At 37.5% G+C, this 3,502-nt stretch carries 4 protein-coding genes; all 4 read left to right on the top strand.

Translation table 11 applies throughout. The features are described from left to right. The coding region (locus A194_RS0115440) for a surface carbohydrate biosynthesis protein (protein WP_157783083.1) at positions 1 to 855 on the top strand (855 nt) is incomplete at its 5' end. A gap of 162 nt (positions 856 to 1,017) precedes the next feature. Then, the gene (locus tag A194_RS0115435; protein WP_017187695.1) at positions 1,018 to 2,004 is read left to right on the top strand and encodes an SDR family NAD(P)-dependent oxidoreductase; all 987 of its coding nucleotides are present in this window, start codon (positions 1,018 to 1,020) and stop codon (positions 2,002 to 2,004) included. A 208-nt stretch (positions 2,005 to 2,212) separates the two neighbouring features. Further along, positions 2,213 to 3,427, top strand: coding sequence for a hypothetical protein (locus A194_RS0115430; RefSeq protein ID WP_157783082.1), 1,215 nt, complete (start codon positions 2,213 to 2,215; stop codon positions 3,425 to 3,427). After that, positions 3,411 to 3,502, top strand: a 92-nt coding sequence (locus tag A194_RS21225) for an NAD-dependent epimerase/dehydratase family protein (protein WP_337442998.1), incomplete at its 3' end; no start/stop codon positions are given. The genes A194_RS0115430 and A194_RS21225, both read left to right, overlap by 17 nt.

The following is a 3,502-nucleotide window of genomic DNA, read 5'->3' as shown; positions in this document are numbered from 1 at the left end:
GTGCCACAACAAAACATCACCCTAACAGGAAATCCCCGATTTGATTTGTTAAAAGAAAAATATCGACCACTTTACAAATCTAGAGTGAAAAGCATTCAAACAAGCTACGGCCCTTTTATTTTAATTAACACCCGCTTTGCGATTTATATTCCGAAAAAACCAAGCAATCACAAAAGCCACGAGCAATACAACTATATGAAAACATTGTTTCAACAGTTCGTTAAGTTAATCGAAACGATCGCCAGGCAAGAGCCCCATCAAACAATTGTCATCCGCCCGCACCCTGCTGAAAACCACCGCACGTATCAAAAACGTTTTCAATCATACGACAATGTCATCATTGCCCCGTTCGGAAATGTTATTGACTGGATTTTAGCATCAGAAGTTGTCATTCATAACGGCTGTACGACCGGGCTTGAAGCCTTTTTGTTAAAAAAACAATCCATCACATACATGCCAGTTGAAGACAATCGTTACGACGTCTTTTTACCGAATCAGTTTAGCGACAAAGTCACAACAATTGATGAAGTGTTACAAGCCGTTGACAACCCTACAACACCCCAGCCAACGAGAAAACAACAAAACATTTTGGACCACTATGTCTCCAGTTGGTCAACAGGTCATGCGTATGAAAAAATAATAAACACATTGAAACAACTTAACCCCAAATCAAAACAACCGCCACAATCTATCTCACCGATCAAAAAAAATAAAAAAGCGAGATACCGTTTCTCCCGCTTAACCGAAAAGGACTTAGAACAGTTTTTTAATAAACTCGATCAAATCGAAGAAACGCGTACATCATTTCAAGTCGTGCCGCTCGGGCAAGATGTATACGAGATTACACTCAACTAATGACGCACAGGCTACACTCCTGTGCGTTTTGTTGATTTCTACATATTAACTGCTCATGTCCATACCAAATCTACTAATTAAGAATAAGAATGTGATATATAGAGCCTTTTTGTTAGGGAAGACCAAGTGTTCAATGATTGTTAGTAGAAAAGAGGGAGCGATGTGACTTATAAAGGAAAAAAAATATTAATTACAGGTGGAACAGGTGCGATTGGGCAGCATCTAGTTCAAAATCTATTAAATGAAAAACCAGCGTTAATTCGAATTTACAGCCGTGATGAGTATAAGCAGTTTATCCAACAAGATCGTCTAAAAAATTACGACAACATTCAATTTGTCATTGGAGATGTAAGAGATTATACGAGTTTACAAAGTGCGATGGAAGGAATCGATTATGTTTTTCATTTAGCAGCGATGAAACACGTTCCAGCTTGCGAGAGTTACCCTTATGAAGCGGTACAGACGAATGTGAAAGGAACATATCACGTCATTCAAGCAGCTAAAGCCCAGCAAGTAAAAAAAGTGTTGCTTTCGAGTTCTGATAAAGCCGTTTCACCGACAAATACGTACGGAGCAACGAAATTAATGGCGGAGCGAATTATTCAAGCTACTGAAAAAGACTTAACAGGACCAATCGTTTCAGCTGTCCGATTCGGCAATGTCATCGGTTCTCGAGGTTCTGTCATTCCGTTGTTTCAAAGACAAATATTAATGCGCCAAGCAATTACGGCCACAGACCTTGCTATGACACGGTTTATGATGACACCGAACCAAGCAGTTTCCCTCATGATGAAGGCGATGGAAAGATCGATCGGTGGCGAAATCTTCGTTTTAAAAATGCCAGTTATTCAATTAAATGATTTAGCCGAAGTTGTCATTGAGGTGACATGTAAGCAAAATAAACTCAATCCAGAGAAGATTACAATCGAAGAGATCGGCTTGCGTCCTGGTGAAAAAAGGTATGAAGAACTGATGACTTTTGATGAGTCGGTTAAAGCCTACGATTTAGATGATATGTATATGATTAGTCATCGCAAGCAAGATTGGCCTGTTGCTGAAGTTGGCACGTACCGTTCAAATATACCAATTCCGATTACAAAAGAAGAAATTCTTAGTTTATGTCAAGCAGCTCAAGTGTTAAAGGGGTGAGGAGAAGGTGGACAAACAACTTTATGAACAACATTATTGGAGCCTTTATGCCGATTTTTTAGATATGTTTCAAACTGTGAAATATAAAGGCTATAACCTTGCTTTTTTTTGTCATTTTAGAAGTTTGATTTCAAAAAATGACTCTCTGTTCAATCGCCTAGGCAATCCTAGTTTAACGAGCAATCTTAATCACACACGACAAAGTGGAGTGGAAATTCAAGAGAAATTCAATGAATTTTTAACAAATTATCCTATAAAAGAACGGAAGTCTAAGCCAGGGCCAGTTGCTTACCATGATGTCTATCACTTGCTTAGATTACCTCAAGAACAGTTTCATAGAATGAAATCAATTCTTTTACTAGAAAAATCAAATCGTAAGCGAACTAGTAATGACCGAACAATACCAATACATTATTTACAAGATTATATGAATGAACCGAACTTAGAAAATAACATTCAACAAGTAAATAAAACGACAAACAAAATTATGAAGAGTAATCGACACCATCCACTAATCCATCCTGCATTTAAACAGAGACTACTTGAACAATTCGAAATCATTATTAAACGGATCAACGAATCTGAAGATTTCTTTCAAAAGGTAAAACCATCTTGCTTAGTCGTGGCATCAACCCATTATCCACAATCCAGAACGTTAGTCGTCGTAGCAAGAAAGTATGGAATTCCGACAATTTGCATGCAGCATGGTATTATTTCTAGCGAGTTTGGCTATTTACCAAAGGTCGCCCAAGTTGACGCTGTTTACGGTGAGTTTGAAAAACAATGGTTTCAATCGAAGTCAGTAAAACCAAATGGTTTAGAAATTGTTGGGCATCCGCGGTTTGATCTACTAGAGAAAGGTGCAGGGATGTCAAAACAGAACTTTAATAAAAAGTTAAAACTTAGTCCAAAGAAGAAAACGATACTCATTGTTGTACGAGGGAAAAACCAACTCAATGATTGGCGACAGTTTATTACAAGGTTAAATCGTTTAGGAAATTACAACTTAGTGTTACGAGATTATCCAAATAACGCCAAGCATCCTTTAATAAACGAGTTTCCTAATTTGAAGTCGACTAAAGGCATTCCACTCTATGATGTAATCCATCATGTCGATACTGTCGTCGTCTATTCATCAACTGTTGCATTAGAGTCTATGTTAGCCCAAAAACAAGTATTTATCTTAAATAGACCATTTCCAGGATATTCAGGTTATTTTGACAAACTCGGTGAATTAGTTCATCAAAACCCTAAACCGTTAGCAAGGACAGTCCACCAATACTTTATGAAAGATAAAAAAACTAAGAAAATCAGTCGAAAACAAGTTGAGTTTTTAAATGAAGCATATCCAAACCAAGGTAATTCATCAGGTGTTCGATTAAATAAATTAATCGAACGACTAACAGATGGAAAAGGGAGGTAAAGTTATGAATATACTAGTAACAGGCGGGGCTGGATTTATCGGCAGGTGGGTTGTGAAACAGTTACTTGATGAAGG

The sequence above is a fragment of the Alkalibacillus haloalkaliphilus C5 genome (assembly GCF_000269905.1).
GTDB classification, from domain to species: domain Bacteria; phylum Bacillota; class Bacilli; order Bacillales; family Alkalibacillaceae; genus Alkalibacillus; species Alkalibacillus haloalkaliphilus_A.
The sequence above is the reverse complement of the archived record's forward strand: the minus strand, read 5'-3'. Positions and strand labels throughout refer to the sequence as shown.